Source organism: Algoriphagus ratkowskyi, from assembly GCF_002150505.1.
GTDB classification, from domain to species: domain Bacteria; phylum Bacteroidota; class Bacteroidia; order Cytophagales; family Cyclobacteriaceae; genus Algoriphagus; species Algoriphagus ratkowskyi.
The window spans coordinates 26274-45915 of sequence record NZ_MSSV01000032.1; the positions used below are offsets into that span (position 1 = coordinate 26274).

General features: G+C 40.4%; 17 protein-coding genes. 13 read left to right on the plus strand and 4 right to left on the minus strand.

Annotation, left to right across the window (positions count from 1 at the left end):
- Positions 1–200: 200 nt before the first annotated feature.
- From kdsB to BVH02_RS20210, 3 genes are read right to left on the minus strand one after another with little or no spacing between them, the layout of a single operon-like run.
- Positions 201–965: a 3-deoxy-manno-octulosonate cytidylyltransferase gene (gene kdsB, locus BVH02_RS20200; RefSeq protein ID WP_223271929.1), complete on the minus strand. Its 765-nt coding sequence runs from the start codon at positions 963–965 to the stop codon at positions 201–203.
- Positions 966–1014: 49 nt separating this feature from the next.
- Positions 1015–3474: a GumC family protein gene (locus tag BVH02_RS20205; protein ID WP_086503284.1), complete on the minus strand. Its 2460-nt coding sequence runs from the start codon at positions 3472–3474 to the stop codon at positions 1015–1017.
- 5 nt (positions 3475–3479) lie between these two features.
- Positions 3480–4295, minus strand: coding sequence for a polysaccharide biosynthesis/export family protein (locus BVH02_RS20210; protein WP_086503285.1), 816 nt, complete (start codon positions 4293–4295; stop codon positions 3480–3482).
- A 309-nt stretch (positions 4296–4604) separates the two neighbouring features.
- Here BVH02_RS20210 and BVH02_RS20215 point away from each other — a divergent pair, with 309 nt between their 5' ends.
- The 13 genes from BVH02_RS20215 (at position 4605) to BVH02_RS20275 (ending at position 17003) form a co-directional block, all read left to right on the plus strand.
- Entirely contained in the window at positions 4605–5543 is a 939-nt protein-coding gene (locus BVH02_RS20215) for a GNAT family N-acetyltransferase (protein ID WP_086503286.1), read from the plus strand.
- A 365-nt stretch (positions 5544–5908) separates the two neighbouring features.
- Entirely contained in the window at positions 5909–6295 is a 387-nt protein-coding gene (locus tag BVH02_RS20220; RefSeq protein ID WP_086503287.1) for a DUF423 domain-containing protein, read from the plus strand.
- Positions 6292–7584 (plus strand): D-alanyl-D-alanine carboxypeptidase, encoded by a 1293-nt coding sequence (locus tag BVH02_RS20225; protein ID WP_086503288.1) that lies wholly within the window; start codon positions 6292–6294, stop codon positions 7582–7584. The genes BVH02_RS20220 and BVH02_RS20225 overlap by 4 nt, the downstream gene beginning before the upstream one ends.
- A gap of 521 nt (positions 7585–8105) precedes the next feature.
- Positions 8106–8636 carry a PRC-barrel domain-containing protein gene (locus BVH02_RS20230; RefSeq protein ID WP_086503289.1) on the plus strand — a complete coding sequence of 177 codons (531 nt, stop codon included), beginning with the start codon at positions 8106–8108 and terminating at the stop codon, positions 8634–8636.
- A 230-nt stretch (positions 8637–8866) separates the two neighbouring features.
- On the plus strand, positions 8867–9910 hold the full coding sequence (locus tag BVH02_RS20235; protein WP_086503290.1) for a S66 peptidase family protein: 1044 nt from the start codon (positions 8867–8869) through the stop codon (positions 9908–9910).
- Between the two features lie 9 nt (positions 9911–9919).
- On the plus strand, positions 9920–10651 hold the full coding sequence (locus BVH02_RS20240) for an SGNH/GDSL hydrolase family protein (RefSeq protein ID WP_223271930.1): 732 nt from the start codon (positions 9920–9922) through the stop codon (positions 10649–10651).
- 90 nt (positions 10652–10741) lie between these two features.
- Positions 10742–11425, plus strand: a complete 684-nt coding sequence (locus BVH02_RS21490; RefSeq protein ID WP_158093920.1) for a DUF4377 domain-containing protein — start codon at positions 10742–10744, stop codon at positions 11423–11425.
- Between the two features lie 9 nt (positions 11426–11434).
- Positions 11435–12046, plus strand: a complete 612-nt coding sequence (locus BVH02_RS20250) for a fumarylacetoacetate hydrolase family protein (protein WP_086503291.1) — start codon at positions 11435–11437, stop codon at positions 12044–12046.
- Positions 12033–13907 carry a M23 family metallopeptidase gene (locus BVH02_RS20255; RefSeq protein WP_223271931.1) on the plus strand — a complete coding sequence of 625 codons (1875 nt, stop codon included), beginning with the start codon at positions 12033–12035 and terminating at the stop codon, positions 13905–13907. Before BVH02_RS20250 ends, BVH02_RS20255 begins: the two co-directional genes overlap by 14 nt.
- Before the next feature lie 130 nt (positions 13908–14037).
- Complete coding sequence (bcp, locus tag BVH02_RS20260; protein ID WP_086503292.1) at positions 14038–14487, plus strand: thioredoxin-dependent thiol peroxidase; 450 nt, start codon at positions 14038–14040, stop codon at positions 14485–14487.
- 11 nt (positions 14488–14498) lie between these two features.
- The gene (locus BVH02_RS20265; protein WP_086503293.1) at positions 14499–15350 is read left to right on the plus strand and encodes a transketolase; all 852 of its coding nucleotides are present in this window, start codon (positions 14499–14501) and stop codon (positions 15348–15350) included.
- 37 nt (positions 15351–15387) lie between these two features.
- Entirely contained in the window at positions 15388–16356 is a 969-nt protein-coding gene (locus tag BVH02_RS20270) for a transketolase family protein (RefSeq protein WP_086503294.1), read from the plus strand.
- Positions 16357–16466: 110 nt separating this feature from the next.
- Positions 16467–17003, plus strand: a complete 537-nt coding sequence (locus BVH02_RS20275; RefSeq protein WP_086503295.1) for a GNAT family N-acetyltransferase — start codon at positions 16467–16469, stop codon at positions 17001–17003.
- Between the two features lie 55 nt (positions 17004–17058).
- On the opposite strand, the gene BVH02_RS20280 is transcribed toward BVH02_RS20275, so the two are convergent.
- Positions 17059–19642 (minus strand): MBG domain-containing protein (locus BVH02_RS20280; RefSeq protein ID WP_143244262.1); only part of this gene is annotated, 2584 nt, incomplete at its 5' end.

Consider the following 19642-nt stretch of genomic DNA (forward strand, 5'->3'; position numbering starts at 1 on the left):
GATCTTCTCATTTGATATACAGCCAAAGGCTATTAAAAAAACCAGGAACAACGAGAGCCCCTTTAACAACTTCCTCATATGTAATTTTTAATGTTTTGCCCCAAAATCTGCGCAAACTTAGACATTTAATCTTAATTAGATCAGCTTTTTAACACTTCGCCACCTAAGGCGCATCTTCTCCAAATTTTTTAACCAGTTATCTAAAGTTGCTTAAAATACAATCTAGCCTTCTCCAAATCCTCCTCTGTATCGATGGCAATTGCTTGATGAAGTGTCTCCACCATCCTTATTCTGTAACCATTCTCCAATAACCTTAGTTGCTCTAACATTTCTATGGCTTCTAATTGACTCTTCGGAAGACCTGTGTAATCATTTAGAACATTATTACGATAGGCGTACACACCGATATGCTTCCAATAAGGTACTGAAGGATCCAATTCTCGATTGTAAGGTATTTTAGATCTGGAAAAATAAAGCGCATCTCCCCATAGATCTGTAACCACCTTCACTGCATTAGGATTCTCTGCCTCTTCAGCAGATATTCTAGTTTTAAGTGAGGCCACATCTACTCTAGGATCCAAAAAGACTGCGACTAAATCTCTGAGTGATTTCTCATCCTGAAATGGTTCATCTCCTTGTACATTTACAATTAGGTCGGCATTTACGGAGCTCATCGCTTCTGCTATCCGATCAGATCCACTCGTATGCTCCTTTTGGCTTACAAACACTTTGCCACCAATAGCTTCTATTTGTTGTTTGATCTCCGGATGATCAGTCACTACCCATACCTCGTCAAAAACTCCTGTTTTCACAGTACTCAAGTAAGTTCGTTGAATGACAGATTTTCCTCCCAAATCTTGCACAAGTTTGGATGGCAATCTAGTGGAAGCATAGCGGGCTGGAATTAATGCTGCAATCGAAAGCATATTTGGATTAAAATCGTTTGAGTTGTCTTGTGTTTGCATGATATGTCGCCCTATCTTCCCACTTCTGTATTCCATTTCTTATTTAACTCTATTTCACCTTAAAGAGCTTTTTCAGTTTCAGCCAAATTGTTCCTTGGGTTTTCTTTAACTTCTTTTTCTTGCTTTCTAGGTCGTCACCGTAATAATTATACATGTACTTGTTGTTCTGAGAATACAGATAAGTATTTCCATAACCGTAATTGTAGCCTTCGTAATGGTAGCCTGAATTGACAATCCCATTGAAAACCCCATATACATTTTTCACTTGCTTGTTATTAAAAAGATCATTAATCATCACCAAGTGATCTTTAACTGTGTAATCCTGCCTCACTACGTAGAGATTGATGTCAAAAAGCCGCATTAAATCAATAGTCTCTGATACCAGGCCCATTGGAGGTGTATCAAATACCACCACATCAAATCGGGATTCTAAATAGCTTAAGAATTCTGTAAGTCTTGGCGTCTGTAATAATTCTGCCGGATTTGGAGGAATTACTCCAGAAGGCACAAACCAAAGATTCTCATAAGTAGAAGGCATTACTATATCCTCGGCTTCCACTTTACCGATTAAATAAGTGGACAAGCCTATACGGTCTGACTCTCCAAAGTAGGATGCTAGTTTTGGACGTCTCAAGTCTCCCCCTACCACCACCGTTTTTTTAGAACTTAGTGCCATCGCCGAAGCAAGATTTAAAGAAGTAAAAGTCTTGCCTTCACCGGAAACAGATGAAGTAACCAATATCATCTTCGTCTTCTTTCCACTCGCCAAATAAGTAATTGCCGAGCGAAGTGATCTGAAAGATTCTGCGACGGCAGATTTAGGAAAATCAAGCACTACCTTATTCGTATCCTTGAGACTATATCCTACAATCCCTAATTGTGGAATCATGAAATGCTTTTTCAAATCACGCTGATCCTTGATCGTGTCATCAAAAATATCACGCACTACAACAAATCCAAAAGGCAACAAAAAGCCTAAAACTATAGCCAATCCATAATTCTGTTGCTTCTTCGGAAAGATTAACGTGCCACGTCTAGCCGCATCAAGTATCGTATTGTCCGACACATTAGAAGCCATTGCTATTCCTGCTTCTGCACGCTTTTCTAGCAAGTAGGTATATAGGGATTCCCTCAATTTGAATTCTCTAAAAATCCCAGAATATTCAGACTCAGATTCGGGAAGTGTGGCGAATTCAGCATCGTAAAAACGAATATCCCGCTGAATGCTGCTTTTTTTCTGCTTCGTATTCTCAATCAGATTAACAATGTTTTCAAACAGTGCATCCTGCACTTTATCCATCTGTACATCAATTTTCAATACTTCAGGATGATTCTCATTTACAGTGGCAAGTAGTTTTCTTCTGTCTTGTGAAAGAGTAACTAACGTTTGAATCAACCCATTTAGAAGTTGATCAGGAATACCAATGACTGACGGAGCTATCACATCAGAAAAGTCCTTGCTTTTCTGATCCATATAAGTACGAATCTGCTCGAAATACTCTAGCTGATAATCTATCTCGGCGTTCATTTCATCGAGATTATTCATTTTCCCCAGAATATTAGAAAACTCTGCAGAGACATCAAGAAGCTTGTTCCTGACCTTAAAATCCTGCAATTCCCGCTCCTTTTGCTGAAGAGAATCCTCTAGTAAACCTAGTTGTTCTTCAATAAATGCCAAGGTGTTTTCTTGAGTCTTGTTTTTCTCATTCAAATCAAAGCCTATGTAAGATTCCATCAAGGCATTGATATAATCTCTTCCCTTCTCTACCACCTTGGTCGTGGTACTCAATCGAAGGACCGAACTATATTCATTCTGCAAATTAACTTGCACAGATCTAGCATAGGTATCTTCAAGCGAGCTAGGATTTCTAAATCTAAAAACAAGCTCTTCATTAGTCCTCCCTGGATTTACCAAGTGTACAATAAACTTCGATCTGGTAGTAACAATCTCTTCACCAAAAGTATAAGTCTTATCATATATGGAGGCATCTCCTGCTGCAACAGCAGAATTGAAATCAAAAAAACCAACATCTTCCTTGGATAGCTTAAAGGTGTTTTCCGAAAGTATTTCCATCTGAATAGGAATATCTTCCATCTGAAGATGGCTCCAGTCTACTTCAATGCGAATTGGGGAACGATCATAAAGTTCTATAGCTTTAATAGTAGTCTTGGCATAATACTCCACATCAAAATGAAGCTTTTTCAATGCTTCTCTAGCTAAGCCTTTAGACCTCAACCGGAGTATGTCATTTTCAAGATTAAGACCTGTAGAAAAAATATTTGATCTATCTAGAATACGTGCTTCGGGAGAAGTATTTGTCTTGATCATCATAGATCCAGAGACTTCGTACTCATCAACTGTGTAACGATGAAATAGGAAAGTACCGATCAGAAACAAGGTGATAAACAGTATATACCAAGGCCAATAGCGTATGTATTTGGCAATCACATACCTGATTTCCAGCGCTTTCTCCTCGTTGTCTAACTGACTTAAGTCTAACTTCTCCATTTCAACTAGTTCCCCGTCACCAAATTAATAATTAATAGCGTCGAAGCTAGCAAACCGGCAAAAAGTGCCAAGGATGCCGTTAAATTATCTGCATTACCAAATTGCCTGATATTCATAGGCTCTAGGTATAAAATATCGTTAGGCTGGATGAAGTAAAATGGACTTCCTAATAATGCCCTATCATTCAAGTTGATCTGATGAATTTTTGTCCCACCATCGTATTGCCGGATGATAAATAGCTTGTTTTTCTTTCCTAAAATTGTGGTTTCACCAGAATTGGCCAAAGCGTCAAAAATAGTAGCTCTATTTTTATAGATTACACTGACTCCTACGGAGTTGAATTCTCCAAGTGTGGTATATCTAATTCCTGAAATCCTTAATTTGACATAGATTTCTTCTTTGAAAAATTCATTAATTTTTACCTGAACTTTATCTTTTGCTTCCTCCTCGGTCATTCCCGCTATCTGGATTTTACCAAGCTTAGGCACCTCGACATAACCCTTTTGATCGATGGAATATCCTCTGAAATATAAGGGATCTGAACCAGCACCGCCACCGCCACTTCCTCCCATTCCACCTGTATTTTGTGAGTATTGAAAGGAAAATGCTTCGATCAGTTCTGGATCAGATGTAGCAAAATCAATCTCAACAATATCAAAAGGCTGTAAAACATATTCGTAATCTACATCAGCAAATGGTATGAATTCTTCCAGTTCAATGGGGGTATTTTCAGGGAGATTTTGTAAATAAGTAATTCGCTTATTGCTGATACAACTCGTCGCAATAATCGCAATACTGACAATAAACAGGATTTTCTTCATTCTGGAAGCATAAAGTTAGCTTGGCTCAAATATATAAAATAGTTAGCGACAAGGTGCACGTTTCAAATTTGAACTTTAAAATAGCCAAAATGAAAGGGCTATTCTCAAATTCTAGGATCAAAATCATGAACTATGCATCCATTGTAGTATTAGCACTACATTTTTATTAAATTTTTCCCTCCATAGAGCATCTACTTAAGGACAAGAATTTCAGCTACGAAATCGCACATCTTTCCATGCGCACTCCCCCAAAACCTCTGTCTGTTTTCTGGTTTAATCCGATTTCAAAATTCTTTATATCTTTAAACCATGCAAACCAGAAAGGCAAACTCCGAGGATTTACCCGCAATTATCAGCTTATTAAAAGTCTCCTTGGGAGAGAGTTTGATCCCCAAATCTGAGGAACTTTGGAAATGGAAACATATTTCAAATCCATTTGGCGCATCACCGATGCTAGTGGCTGACGACAATGGTTTAATATGCGGTGTACGGGTGTTTTTACGGTGGGAGTTCCGTCAAGGCAAAAAACTTATTAAAGCCTGCAGAGCTGTGGACACGGCAATTCATCCTGATTACCAAGGGAAAGGATTGTTTAAAAACCTTACGCTCTCGCTTGTAGAAGAGCTCAAGGAAGAAGGTGTAGACCTGATTTACAATACCCCTAACTCGCAGAGTACTCCAGGGTATTTGAAGATGGACTGGGAAAAATGGGGGAAATTGCCACTGAAAATGCATTTCAATTTAAGCCTAAGAAAAAGCAAAAACCAGACGTTTTCAGATGATTGGTCAAGTATTACACCACTGTTTGACAAAATAGAAAACGGCACCTATACCCCCGAAGAGATCCGTACCAACCTAGTCTCTGGCTATCTCCACTGGCGCTATGTAAGCTGCCCCTTATTTCCTTACCATCTGATCAGCGATGGAGCTACTTACCTATTGATTTACAGAATCAAGGAGGGGAAAATCGGCAGAGAACTCAGAATAGTAGATTTCTTTGAGCTACCTGGTTTTGGCGAGAACGAAAAAAAACAGCTTAACTCACGTCTAAAAACTGTTCAGAAAAATAACGGTGTACGATTCACTTCCTTCTCAGGATTACAGTATAAGAAAGAATTACCCATCGAATTAGGACACATGCCTGTCATGTCCATTGGGCCCGAAGTGACGCTTCGCAAAGTGGCTAATTTAGAAGATGTGCTTAATATGCCTTGGGCCTGGAGTTTGGGAGATTTGGAGGTTTTCTAACTTTATCATTCATCATTCATCATTCAAAAATCAACGATGCTCACCTTTACATTTATGCTTTGCAAATTGAGAGCATAGTTAAATTTAGAGAATTTATGGCGTGTTCGCGGTAGACTACAAAATGGCTTAAAAGGCCAAAATAAATTGTTGTGGGTATATAATCGCTATTATAAAAGCCTAAAATTCAAGCATTGAAATGATAAGGCGCTAGTGAATATCTGCCTTGCGACTAATAAAGAAGTAGGCGCAGCAGAGAAATTAGGTAAGAAAAGTGGCGGGAGGAAGTTTAATTTTAAATCCTGAGTGATGAATTTTGAATAAGGAATTCACTCGCTAAAAGGATAAATAAGAAATAAGTAATACCAATGAACGGAAAACAAATCATCCAAACTGCTGCAATTTTCGGAGCAGTAGCAGTAGGAATCGGAGCTTTTGGAGCACATGGATTGAAAGACATCTTAGCTGACACAGGAAAAGCTGAAACTTTCGAAACCGCTGTAAAATACCATTTCTATCATTCCTTAGCCCTTTTTTTAATTGGAATCTTGGCCTTGATAAAGCCAACATGGAACAAACTAAGTACCGCCGCTATACTGATGGTGGTAGGAATTTTGATTTTCTCTGGCTCTCTTTATTTTCTTTCGCTTACAGGAATCACCTGGCTTGGAGCGATCACCCCTCTTGGTGGTGTAGCATTTATTGCAGGCTGGATTTTGGTATTTTTAGCCGCCTCAACTAAGAGCGACCTATGAGAAAAACTAGCATTGTTGCTTTTCTAAGCCTCCTTCTTTATACCTCTTCTTTTGCTCAGCTTTCCCGAGATCAATTTTCCAAACTGGAGTCAGCACTCGGAGAAACCAGTTTTTTTAATGGCCACCTCGCTGGTTTCATGCTGTATGACCTAGATTCTCAACTCGTACTTTATGAGAAAAATTCGCATCAGAGATTTATCCCAGCTTCCACTACTAAGCTGTTTACACTGTTTTCGTCGCTAGTTGTTTTGGGAGATAGTACTCAATCGATTCGCTATGTTAGAGATGGTAAAACAATACGAATTTGGGGGGCTGGGGATCCTAGTTGGAAGTACAAAAAGTTTGCACAGCCTGCAATTTTAAAGCTTTTAGAACCTTACGATCAAGTTATTTTCTCTGATGCCAATATGATGTCCCCAGCCTTTGGATATGGCTGGCAGTGGGACGATTACTATTATAATTATTCCGCAGAACGCACTTCGCTCCCGATCTATGGCAATCTAGTTCAGGTGAAAAAAGTCGGAAATGCCCCAGTTGTTTTTCCTGCTAGTTTTCAGCCTAATGTATTCCCCACACAACGCACTATCCGAGAATTGGAGCGGGATTTTCACAGTAATAAATTCTATTACAACCCAAATAACTTCAGAGCTAGGGAAGAATTTATCCCATTTATTTCATCACCTGAACTTTTCATGCAGCTCGCTTCAGAAGCTACTGGCAAAAAATGGATCTATCAACCCGACAGTTTACCTTCTAATCACGAGCTTTTATACGGAACACCACTTTTTCCAATCTTGCAGGAAATGATGCTGGAAAGTGATAATTTCCTGGCGGAGCAGTTAATGCTGATGGTTTCTGACCGCCTTTTTCAACGCTTGGATACCGAGCGAGCGATTGAGTACATTCTCAAAACTTATCTCTATGATCTTCCTGATGCACCTCAATGGGTTGACGGCTCGGGCTTGAGCCGCCACGACCTTTTTACGCCACGCACGATGGTGGCACTTTTTGAAAAAATCTATAGAATGATGCCAGATCAGCAGCTCTTTGAACTCCTTCCAACAGGAGGAAAAACAGGGACTTTAGAGAACAGCTACAAAGCGGAACAACCTTACATCTTCGCCAAGACTGGTACGATGAGTAACAACCACAGCTTAGTTGGCCTGATAAAAGGTAAAAGCGGTAAACTCTATTGCTTTGCTTTTATGAATAGTAACTATCCTTACAAAGCTTCTGAAGTTAGACGTGAAATGGAAAAAGTGATGGTCATGCTGAGAGACATGATTTGATTTCAGGTTTTAATCGGTAACCTATAAACAGTAGTCTTATCATTCAAATATCACAGTAATAGGCAAATCGCAAATCTGAGCACTCTTTACCAAATCGCCAAAAAGCACGTGTATATCTACACAGTTATCTTGCTCCTTGCACTGAATATTTCCTACAATATTTTGCTAGAACCTTTGGAATTGCTCACGAGAATAGACATTCACCTCGCTTTAACCCTTCGTATTGCCGGTTTCATACGCTAGCAAATGCGTGAAAAAGTAAAGAAATACGATCAGAACCTGAAATCTATGATCAAACAGATGAAATCCATACTATTGAATAAATTAGATAAATGGTCCTTTTAACCAAGCTATTAATTCCGTAAAATCTGGAATTTCGTTCCACGAAAAGGGGAACACACTCTCACCTAAAAAAAGCTACAAAGCCCTAATAGTGCTTAGGAGGCAATTAGTTGACATGGCACGGATATGGGAAATCTATAATCAAATAACATATTCACAAACCATAACCAACTAATATCATGCATCATTCAAATTATTCCCAATTCAGTTGTTCTACAGCTATCTCAAGAAAAGTAAAAACAGCTAGAGATGAATCTGTTGGATCAATCAAAGACATCATGGTCAATACCCATTCTGGTGAAATTGATTATGTAGTACTCAAAATAGACGAAGGTTTTCTAAATATGGGTTCAAAGCTTTTGGCTTTACCTTTTGAGTCTTTCGAATTCAATCCTCATCAAGATGATATTGTAATCGTAAAAGAACTTAAAGAGACCCTTGAAAATGCTCCTGGATTTGACAATGATAATTGGCCAACCGGTCCTCAGGCAGAATTCCTGCATACCATGCGTTCATATTACAGCCAAGAAGAGCGTAGTCTTTATGGACGATATGATCACGAAAATAAAGCGTATTACAATGACGAGGATAGATTTGACATAGGATCAGATCGAATTCGCGACACGAAATTTGGCGATGGCTTCTTGGAGCCAGATCATCGTGGACAAAGACAATCCGATATCCGTAGAGGTGGCGAGCCACTTCTATAATGTAAGAGTTGATTTAATCACTACATCTAAAGGCTAATCCAATAATTGGGTTAGCCTTTATTTTTTAAAAGTTTCTGACAATTCATAAAAACCCATACGACGAATTAGTCAAGCTCAAGCAACGATATAAATGATATCCTCAACGTTTATCTTCGCGTCCTTTAAGGTTTAGATTATTACGGAAATAAAAATCCCTTATTTTCACGTTTCAGAAAAACCATAGTCTTCCCATGCAAAAACGCGCTTTCCTCAAATCCCTTGGACTTCTTGCCGGATCACTTCCGATGCTCTCCTTTGATTCAGCCAACCCAGCATTTGACCCAAAAACACTTTTGCCGAAGGCCATAAAAAAAGGAGACACCGTAGGCCTGGTATCTCCATCTTCTGCCACGGCAGACAGAATGCAATTCACATACGCCAAGGAAGCATTAGAAGCATTGGGTTTTAAAGTGAAATTGGGGAAAAGTCTAATGAACCGAAGAGGACATTTGGCTGGAACCGATGCCGAACGAGCGGGAGATATAAATGAGATGTTTGCTGACAAAGAGGTAAAAGCTATAGTAAGCATACGTGGCGGATCGGGTGCTGCCAGAATATTGCCTTTGATTGATTACAAGGCAATTTTCAAAAACCCAAAACCTCTACTTGGTTATTCTGATATCACGGCCCTGCATTGTGCGATTCAGGCGCAAACTGGCTTGATTACTTTCCATGGCCCGATGGGTTCGGGAAGTTGGAACAGCTTTAATGTGGAACAATTTGAGAAGATTTTTTTTAAGCAGGAAAAAGTGACTTTTGAAAATATCCATGCCGAAAGTGATGATTTGGTCATCAAATCAAATCGAATTCAAACCCTGAAAAGCGGTAAAGTAGAAGGGAAAATTCTTGGAGGCAATCTAACTGTATTGACCGCGATCTCAGGTTCTCCATACTATCCTGATTTCAAAGACGCAATTCTATTTATCGAAGATATAGGAGAAGATCCATACAAGATGGATCGAATGATGAGTACTCTGAAACTCAATGGAACCCTGGATCAGATCAAGGGCTTTATCTTCGGTCAATGCTCCGAATGTGAGCCCGGGGGAGGATATGGTTCACTCACGCTGGATCAAGTGCTAGATGATTACATTTTACCTCTGAAAATCCCTGCCTACTCTGGCGCGATGATCGGTCATATCTCCAAGCAATTTATCATACCTGTAGGGGCGAAAGTTGCTATGGATGCGGACAAGGGAACCATTTCACTACTTGAGTCCGTATTTCAACAGTAAAACCATACTATGAAAATTTTCTTTCTACCGCTGCTTCTTCTTGGGATAATCTCTTGCAATAGCTCTAAGAATATGCTTCCAACTGATTCTGACTCATCTATGTCTAATAACCCTACTGATAACTCCGAACAACTTACTTATCTCGCACTTGGTGACAGCTACACCATCGGTGAAGGAGTCAATGATGCGGGTCGGTATCCCAGCCAGTTGGTTGCAAAACTGAATTCTGAAACTGATAGATCATGGAGTAGTCCAAAAGTAATCGCACGAACAGGATGGACTGTGGATGAATTGGAACAAGGAATCATTAGAGAGGAAATTACAGGTAAAACGTTCGATTTGGTAACCTTACTTATTGGAGTCAATAATCAGTATAGAGGCCGCTCGGTGAAGGATTTCGAAAAGGAATTTGAAGCAATGCTTTCGCGTGCAATAAGCTTTGCAGGAGAAAACAGAAATCATGTTGTGGTGATCTCCATTCCGGATTGGGGAATTACGCCTTTTGCGCAAGCAAAAGACTTAGACCAAGCTAAAGTGGCAAGGGAAATCAATGCGTATAATTTGGTCTGCAAAACGATAAGTGAAAAGTATGAAGTCGCTTACGTAGATATTACCAAAGAATATCGCGAGGGAGGTGATCAGTTAGAGATGCTTGTGGCTGACGGATTACACCCAAGTGCAAGGATGTATGAGGTCTGGACTAAAAAGCTTTATGAGCAAGTGAAGAAGTTTAACTTTTAAGTATGGAATTTGCTTATTCGGTATACCTTCAACTGAGAAACACTTCACTTCTGGAAACAGGTTGCGAAACCATCTGTTAACTAGCTACTTATGAAAACCATCTTATTCCTTTTAATCAGTACAATCCTTGGCGCAGTTGCTTGTGATAGAGAATCCGATAAAAACACAGAGATTTGGTGGGTCAATTCTGCCAAAGTAGCATGTACTGGAGTTAGTCCAATGTCTTGTCTTCAAATTCAAAAAGGAGCCCAAATCGACCCAACAGCTTGGGAGTTTTTCTACAATGACATTAAGGGCTTTGAGTATAACCCAGGAAATATTTATCAAATCAAAGTAAACATCACAGAGCAGGAGGCACCGATTCCAGCTGATGCTTCTTCCAATAATTATGAACTGATTGAGGTTTTAAGTAAGAAAACAGATCCCGCGTTGAGAATTACAAACATCTGGAAGGTGAAAAGCGTGGGAAATATTGCTAACCCAACAGGTTCCAAAAGCGGAGAAGCATTGATCTTTGAGATCAATGCTTCTGCCAAAACCTACGTAGGTAATATGGGGTGTAATTCTGTGCAGGGAGCTATCAAAGAAAATAACGGAGAAAAGTTGATTCTTGAGCCAGGAGCTGCTACTATGATGGCCTGTCCAGATATGGCTACGGAGTATGCTGTATCTAAAGCTCTCATCAGCACCCGAGCTTTTAAACTCGAAAACAATCAACTTTATCTTCTAAATAGCGCTGGAGAGACATTAATGACTTTGCTAGCTGTAGATTAATAAACAGGTATGAAGATTATTTGCATAGGCCGGAATTACGCGGCTCATATTGAGGAATTGAAAAACGAGACTCCGGGAAATCCGGTAGTTTTTCTAAAACCAGATACAGCGCTTCTGAAAGACGGAGCGCCGTTTTTTTATCCTGATTTCTCCAAAAACATTCACCACGAAGCGGAATTGGTTTTGAAGATTTCGAAGCAGGGAAAATGCATAGAGAAGAAATTTGCACATCGATACTTTGACGAAATCGGTATGGGAATAGACTTTACAGCGCGTGATCTTCAGGATCAGTGCAAAGCAAAAGGCTTGCCTTGGGAAATCGCCAAAGGTTTCAATGGCGCATCACCGATTGGAGGCTTCAAAGCTGTTGATGACTTTGAAGATCTGAAAAACATTGATTTTCATTTGACCATCAATGGGGAAACTCGGCAGAAAGGAAACACATCATTGATGCTTTTTGATTTTGGTACAATCATAGAGTATGTATCACGCTTTTTTATGCTAAAAAAAGGAGATCTCATCTATACTGGCACTCCTGCTGGTGTTGGTCCAGTGCAGATAGGAGATCAATTGAAAGGATTTATAGGTACAGAAAAGTTGTTAGATTTTGAAGTTAAGTAAGCTAAGCTCCACCCTCTTATTTCTTGGACTAATTTTCACTCTTGAGCTTAACGCTCAGCAGGTTGACAAAAATTATTTCAAGAATCCCATTAATCCTGGGACAAGAAATTATCTATCAGGAAATTTCTCAGAATTAAGACCTAATCACTTTCACACCGGCTTAGATTTCAAGACTGGTGGACAGGAAGGAGTTCCAATTTTGGCTGCTGCCGACGGCTGGGTTTACCGGATCAAGATTACCTCTTTCGGTTATGGAAATGTCATCTACCTGAAGCATCCAAACGGGATGATTACGCTGTATGGTCACTTGCGCAATTTCAACAAAGAACTGAGCGATTACATGCGTAAGAAAATGTATGAGGCAAAAGCCATTGACTTGGAAGTATTTCCTAACCCAGGAGAATTACCGGTAAAACAAGGACAAAGAATTGCCGATAGCGGTAACACAGGTGGATCTGGTGGACCACATTTGCATTTTGAAATTCGAGACAGTTTGGAACGGGCCATGGATCCGCTCCTATTTGGCTTTTCTGAAATCCTTGATACTACTGCTCCAGTTCCTCAAAGCATAGCAATCGTTCCACTAGAAATAGATTCCCGAGTAAATGGGAAATTCGATAGACTGGAAGTAACTCCAGTTGCCAGCGGATCAAATTATCGATTGCCAAATGACATTAAAATCACTGGAAAAGTCGGCATAGAAATCCGCAGCTACGATCAATTGGATGGCGCTAGCAACCAAAATGGATTCCCAACTTTTGAACTAGCGGACGAAAAAGGCACTTTTTTCAACCAGACTGTTGATAAGGTGGATTTCAATTATACTAGGCAATTTCTTCAGTACACGCATCAAAACCGCTATACCAAACTTTATTCTCAGAAGAACTTAAAGTTTGACTTTATCACACCTAAGTCGGAAACTGCTGGGCATTTGGAACTAGAAACAGGAGAAAAGAAAAACTATCAGCTGAAGCTTCGTGACACTTATGGAAACGAGCGACAGATTAGTTTTACGCTGCAAGGGCAGGATCTGGAAACGAATGTAAATGACGGCGGAGCACCAATTAGGGCATCAATGGCTTATATAAATAATATCTTAAAAATTAAGGCACCTATCTCCCCAAAAGGTGGCTTGGCTAAGTTTAAAGTGGGTGCTCATGCGTTCGAAATGCTTCCAGCTTATCAGGATGCTAGCAGTCGTACCTATCTCTGGGATATGGAATTTGGGATTCCTGAAGAAATTGACATTTGCACCGAGGTGTTAATTCCGGGCATTAATGCACTGATTCCTGCTGGTAAAGAGATCTCTTATTCTGATAAAAATGTGCGGATGAATTTCGGTAAGGAGACTGTTCTTGATGATTTGTATTTAAGGATTTCAAAGTCAGGGTCTACCTCAGCACCCAAGTTAATTTTGAACAGCAGCCGCGAATACCTGTGGAATGCGGTCAATATACTATGGAGTGTGCCTGGCTATTCTGGAAACAAAAATCGCTCACATGCTTACAATACTTCTGGAGGCGGCAAATCCTTTTTGGGCGGCACTTGGAATGGTGACACATTGAATTTCGGCTCGAGATATTTGGGAGAAATCTCAATTTTGCAGGACAATACTAAACCTACAATCCAGGTAATCAAAGTCAATTCCTCAGATATGCGCTTTGTGATTAAGGATGATTTATCAGGAATCGACACTTATGAAGCTTTTGTAAATGGCAAATGGGTTTTGATGCGATATGAGTACAAACAGGCGGTGATTTGGTCCGAAAAATTAACGAATGAACCGTTCAAAGGAGAAGTTTTGCTAAAAGTTACCGATAAAGCTGGCAATACTGCTGAATGGAAAGGAACGATTGGTTAAATTAGGCGGCTTAACCAAAAAATTGTGAAATCGAGCTTGTTGCAGAATACAGTCTCAAGGAAGATGAGTAATTAAGCAAGATTCCTCCCTATAGTTATAGAGAGGATCATGAAAACCAAAATATAAGGACATGAAATTAGAAGAAGGCCAGATGGCCCCAGATTTTGAAGCGAAAATTGAAACCGGAGAAACGATCAAGCTTTCTGACTATCGAGGGAAAAAGGTTGTCCTCTATTTTTACCCTAAAGATGCTACCCCAGGATGTACTGCCCAAGCATGTAACCTGAGGGACAATTACGATATGTTACAAAAAGCAGGTTATGTAGTCTTTGGGATCAGTTCAGATGCAGAGAAATCGCATGTGAAATTCAAAGAAAAGCAGGCCCTCCCATTTTCACTTATCGCTGACACTGACCTGAAAGTTCACGAAGCTTTCGGCACCTGGCAGGAAAAGAATACGTTTGGCAAAACCTATATGGGAACTGTCAGAACAACTTTTGTCATCGAGGAAGAAGGCAAAATCACTGAAATAATAGAAAAAGTAAATACAAAAGAGCATACCTCTCAAATCCTTAAATAGACCTATCCGAAATGGAAAAAAAATCAATCGAACAACTCGAAAGCGTTGCATCACAGGTTCGTAGGGACATTCTTAGAATGGTCCATGCGGTACAATCAGGACATCCTGGCGCATCATTAGGTTGTACAGAATTCTTTGTAGCGCTGTACTTTGACCAATTAAATCACGACTCTAACTTCAAAATGGAAGGAAAAGGTGAAGACCTATTTTTCCTTTCCAATGGCCATATTTCACCCGTTTGGTACTCTGTACTATCTAGATCAGGTTATTTCTCTCCTGAGGAAATGGACACATTCAGAAAACTGAATTCTAGACTTCAGGGTCACCCAGCTACAGAAGAAGGACTTCCAGGAATCAGAATCGCTTCTGGATCATTAGGACAAGGAATGTCTGTTGCAATCGGAGCTGCACAAGCTAAAAAAATCGATGGCGACGGAAGTACTGTTTATGTACTTATGGGCGATGGCGAGCAAGAGGAAGGGCAAGTTTGGGAAGCAGCTATGTATGCAGCTCACTGGAAAGTTGACAATTTGATCGCTACTATTGACTTGAACAGACAGCAGATCGATGGACCTACCGCGGAGATCATGGACTTGATCGACTTGAGAGCAAAATATGAGTCTTTCGGATGGGAAGTTATAGATACCCTACAAGGTAATGACATGAAGTCTGTAGTAGAAGGACTGGAAAAAGCTAAGAGTCTTAGCGGCAAAGGAAAGCCAGTGATGAATTTACTTCATACTGAAATGGGCTTTGGCGTTGACTTTATGGTTGGTACACACAAGTGGCATGGTATCGCTCCAAGTGACGAGCAACTAGCAAACGCTTTGGGACAATTACCAGAAACCATTGGTGATTTTTAATCAAAGCTATTTTTAGACCATTTACTCAAAAGAAAACATGGAAAAGACATTGGATTTAAAATTCAACTATACAGAAAAAAAAGATACACGTTCAGGATTCGGTGATGGCTTATTGGAAGCTGGCCGTAAGAATCCTAATGTAGTAGGACTTTGTGCCGATTTAATTGGTTCATTGAAAATGGGAGCATTCCAGAAGGAGTTCCCAGAGCGATTCTTTCAAACAGGAATCGCAGAAGCGAACATGATGGGTATCGCAGCAGGTATGACTATCAATGGCAAGATTCCTTTTACAGGTACTTTCGCCAACTTCTCTACCGGTCGTGTCTATGATCAGATTCGTCAGTCCATCGCATACTCTGGTAAGAATGTGAAAATCTGTGCATCTCACGCAGGCTTGACTCTTGGAGAAGACGGTGCTACTCACCAGATCCTGGAAGATGTGGGCATGATGAAAATGTTGCCGCACATGACTGTGATCAATCCTTGCGATTATAACCAAACGAAAGCGGCAACTATAGCGATTGCTGAATACGAAGGTCCTGTTTACCTAAGATTCGGTCGTCCATCTTGGCCTATTTTCACTGATCCTGCTCAGAAGTTTGAGATTGGTAAAGCTTGGAAAATGATAGAAGGAACTGACGTTACTATTTTCGCGACTGGCCATTTGGTATGGGAAGCAGTCGTTGCTGAAGCAATCTTGAGAAGCGAAGGCATCTCTGCAGAAGTGATCAATATTCATACAATCAAGCCACTGGACGAGGAAGCAATTCTTGATTCTGTAGCTAAAACTGGTTGTGCTGTCACAGCAGAAGAACACCAATACAATGGTGGCCTAGGCGATAGCGTAGCACAAACCTTGGCAAGACATAATCCTGCTCCTGTGGAGTATGTGGGTGTAAACGACAGCTTTGGCGAGTCTGGAACTCCTACTGAGTTACTTGAGAAATACGGCTTGAACGCTGCAAATATTGTTGCTGCAGCTAAGAAGGTATTGGCTAGAAAGTAAATTGTCTAGCACAGCTGCTTCTGGAGAAGCAGCTTAACGATTTATGAAACCACAGTCATCTGACTGTGGTTTTTTATTGTTTTCTATCTTAGGAAAAGTTTTTAATTCTCATGATTAGCATAGATAAGAACCTTACACTTTACCCTATCAAACTTGAAGATCAACCCACACTATTTAAGTTGATGGATGAGGTTTACAACAGCGCTTATCCGGATTTCTGGACTGATGGAGGTGACTGGTATTTAGAGTTATGTTATAGCTGTGAAAACCTTAAAAAAGAGCTCTCTACTGATATTAGCCATTATTTTTTCGTAGAATATCAAGGTAATAGAGTTGGGATTCTAAAGTATGACTTCCCCTTTTCTCCTACAAAAACTGAAATTCCACATGCGATAAAACTTCACCGACTCTATTTAGCTCAGTCTGTCCATGGGAATGGAATTGCTAAGCTATTAATTCAGCATGTTGAGAAAATCGCGAAAGATAATAAGTTAGATTTTATTTGGCTGGAAGCAATGATAGAGAAACCTCAAGCCAAAAGATTCTATGAGAAAATGGGATTTGAATGGGTTCTTACATATCAATTGGAATTTGAACGTCTACTTCCTGAAGTCCGGGGCATACAGATTATGAAGAAAAAGATATGAAAAAAACCTCTCCTATTTTACTAGGAGAGGCTTTCGCATTTAAGTATTAGAACTTTTACTTTTTAATTAATCGCTTGTTCATTACGATTTGACCAGTTTTCACCTGAACAGTGTATAGTCCTGGGCTCAAGTGATCAATAGCTATTTGATACTTAGAGCTTCCACTCTGCATACCTTCCTGCTCATGAACCAATCTTCCTACTGCATCATAGATTCTGATTCCAACCGTAGTAGTTTGGTATATTTCGATCTCAAGATTTACATCAGATTGTGCTGGGTTAGGGAACATATTGAAGTCTCCAAATCTAGGCTCACGAATTAACTCAAGTACTCTTTCGATCGTCTGACCTGCTCTATCAGTACTTAATACCGTAATTCTTGCAGTACTTGGTATTGCGGTTCCTTTCCAGACAAGTGACTTACCTACAAGTTCAAAATCAGAATGCTCTGCAATAGAATAGATATGCTGGTCATCCGCTGGATCGATAGTAATTAGATCACCAATTAGATTACCGCCTTGGACATTTCTATACAGAATAGAATTGCTCAATTTGATATCTGTAGGCAGAGGCTTATCAGATACAAGTACAGTTACGCTAATCGGCTCATCTAGATCAATCCATTCGTTCGCTTGCACATTAACTTTCATTTCATAGAAACCTGCTGCAAGAGGATTGTAGGATTCAGCATTGATATTCAGCTTAATTCCTTTCCCTTCGAACCAGTCAGAACCCATAGCAGTAATCTTCTTCTCTATTTCAGCAGTTGGAGTATTCCAAGGGACTGTTACCAGATCCGTAACTACTCTTTTGTTGCCTTTAGCAACTACTTTATGAATAACAATTGATCCACCGCCAATAACTGTAGCGTCGTCTGAACTTTCCGAAGTGCCGCGCTTATTATCATAAAGCAGCGTGCTAGAAGAATTATTATCCCAGATCATGATCCTGAACTTGTCAAATCCACCGCCTCCAGCGACATCACCATCTATGGCAATAACTCTGAATTTGTGAGTTCCAACACCATTTACGGTTCCTGTTCCGGTATATGTGGCCTTTGCTCCGGAAATCACCAGCTGCATATTATCATGCGTGGCACTTGAGAAGTGTATGTCTCCTGCTTTAAACTGGAAGTTTGTATTTCCATCTACCTCAGTAGTATTGTTCTTTCCAGTATTGTATTTGGCATTGAAACCAAAATTCGCTTTTCCTACAATAGTTGCTTTCGCACCTATCATAGCACCAGCTGGAGAATCAATCCAACCACCACCGGTTACAAATCCACCTGCTGGGTCGTAGACTGGAAGGAACACAACTTCAGACTCGGAGCATCCGCTTCCTATGATTGCTTTTACTTCATAAACATCAGCGGCTAAGCCAGAGACAACTAGTGTAGCCTTACCTGTTCCATCTGTTAAGCTAGTACCCTTAGATACTCCATCAACATAGAAAGTAATTGAAACTCCAGACACTGCTGGGCTAACTGTAGCTCTTAGCGTTGCAATAGTTCCTATTGCTACAGGAGTACTACTTGCCGATGCGTCTAGTGTGACCGCTGTGACAGTAAGCGTACCTTTTACAAATCCTATATTATAGTTCGAAGAAGTCAAGCCAGTTGGAGTGACATCATAAGAACCTGCACAAGAATTGATTGAAGCATCTGTAGCATAACTCACGGTTCCACCCAAGATTGCTTGAGTTTCACCATTTACAAAGCCACTGTAAGAGACCGTGAAGGCAGGGTTAACTTGACCTACATATTTGGATTTGTTGTCGGCGGTGATGGTTAATACTTTCTTACCGATAGTGAAATTCTTGCTGTCTGAGGATGCAAAGTAGTTCGCACTTTCTGCATAGGTATAACTTGCCGTTGCAGTTCCTGCATTTACATTATTCGCATAGTCCACTGCCGGAGTCAGATTCAATCCACCTGCACCTGTCACACTTACTGAAGCTGGTGTTTGTGCAGAACCGGTATAAGTATAAGGTCCCGCTGGTACCGTTACAACTGTAACGGAAGCTGCTTTGCCAATTGTAAAGTCTTTGCTGTCTGAGGATGCAAAGTGGTTCGCACTTTCTGCATAGGTGAAGCTGGCCGTTGCAGTACCTGCATTGGTGTTGTTTACATAAAGCGGAGCTGGAGTCAAACTCAATCCACCTGCACCTGTAACACTTACTGTAGCTGGAGTGATCGCTGCTCCGGTATAAGTGAACGGAGCACCTGTGATTGTTACCGTAGTAACTGAAGCTGCTTTGCCAATGGTAAAGTCTTCGCTGTCTGAGGATGCAAAGTGGTTCGCACTCTCAGCGTAAATATAACTAGCAGTAGCTGTTCCTGCATTGGTGTTGTTTACATAAACCGGAGCTGGAGTCAAACTCAATCCACCTGCTCCTGTCACGCTTACTGTAGCTGGAGTGATCGCTGATCCGGTATAAGTGAACGGAGCACCTGTGATTGTTACCGTAGTAACTGAAGCTGCTTTGCCAATGGTAAAGTCTTCGCTGTCTGAGGATGCAAAGTGGTTCGCACTTTCTGCATAGGTGAAGCTGGCCGTTGCAGTACCTGCATTCATATTGTTTGCATAATTAGCCGTTGGAGTCAAACTCAATCCACCTGCTCCTGTCACGCTTACTGTAGCT